Below are 923 nucleotides of genomic sequence, written 5' to 3'. Positions count from 1 at the left end.
TTGGTCGGTGGTGGTCCCGGCTTCGGTCTTGGCCGGGCGGTAGTGCTTGGCTTTGATGAGTTTGGCCGGTGGCAGGGGTTGTTCGCTGTGGAGGTAGAGGTACCACTCGATCGCGCGTTTGCGGTGCTCTTCGCTCATGCCCCGGTGTGCGCGGAGCAGTAGCCGGAGTTGGGCGTTGGTGCCGCCTTCGATGCGGTTGGTTGTTGAGGCGATCTGCAGGCCGGCGAACTCGGCGCGCAGGTAGGTGAACAGTGTCCCGGCCTGGCTGAGCCGTTCCAGCAGCCGGTAGGCCTTACGGAGCCGGTCGTGGGTGTACCACCAGGCCTGATTGGCCCTGACCCACGCCGGCACGACGGCGTTGCCGTTGCGGTAGGTGCGGGCTTTGACCAGGTGCCCATGATTCTGGTGCCAGTCATTCAGACTGCCCAGCCAGGCCGCGGCTTCGGCCGCGGTGGTGATCCGGGTCAGGGCCCGCCCGAGGCGCAGCAACGCCTTGCCCGCCTCGGTCCGGGGGCGGCCGGTCAGGTACGTGCGGACGTTCCGTTGGACGTGCACCAGGCACCGCTGGATCGCGGTCTCACTCCAGCACTCGGACAGGGCCGCTGCGATCCCGGAGCCGCCATCGGTGACCACCACGGTGGGGGCGGGGAACCTGGCGAGCAGGGCAGCCCACGCGGCCTTTTTCTCGGTGTCGCACCACTGCCAGCCCAGCACGTAATCCCCGGCCACAGCGATCAAGCAGCACCACGAGCCCACATAGATCCCGTCGACCTGAATCTGGTCATGGACCTCACCGGTGACCGGGATCTCGGGGGTGATGTTCCAGCACCACCCGGTGCGGCGCCGGAAAGAACGCGCCGTTCCGAACGAGGTGGCCGCGGACTGATTCGACGTTCCCAGCAGCCAGCCCAGAAACGCATCCA

At 67.3% G+C, this 923-nt stretch carries 1 protein-coding gene; it reads right to left on the bottom strand.

The features are described from left to right. A partial coding sequence (locus P2Q66_RS20775; RefSeq protein WP_275731208.1) for an IS1249 family transposase occupies positions 1-923 on the bottom strand: 923 nt, incomplete at both ends.

The organism is Arthrobacter sp. Cr_A7 (assembly GCF_029222765.1).
Lineage (GTDB): Bacteria > Actinomycetota > Actinomycetes > Actinomycetales > Micrococcaceae > Arthrobacter.
The sequence above is the reverse complement of the archived record's forward strand: the minus strand, read 5'-3'. Positions and strand labels throughout refer to the sequence as shown.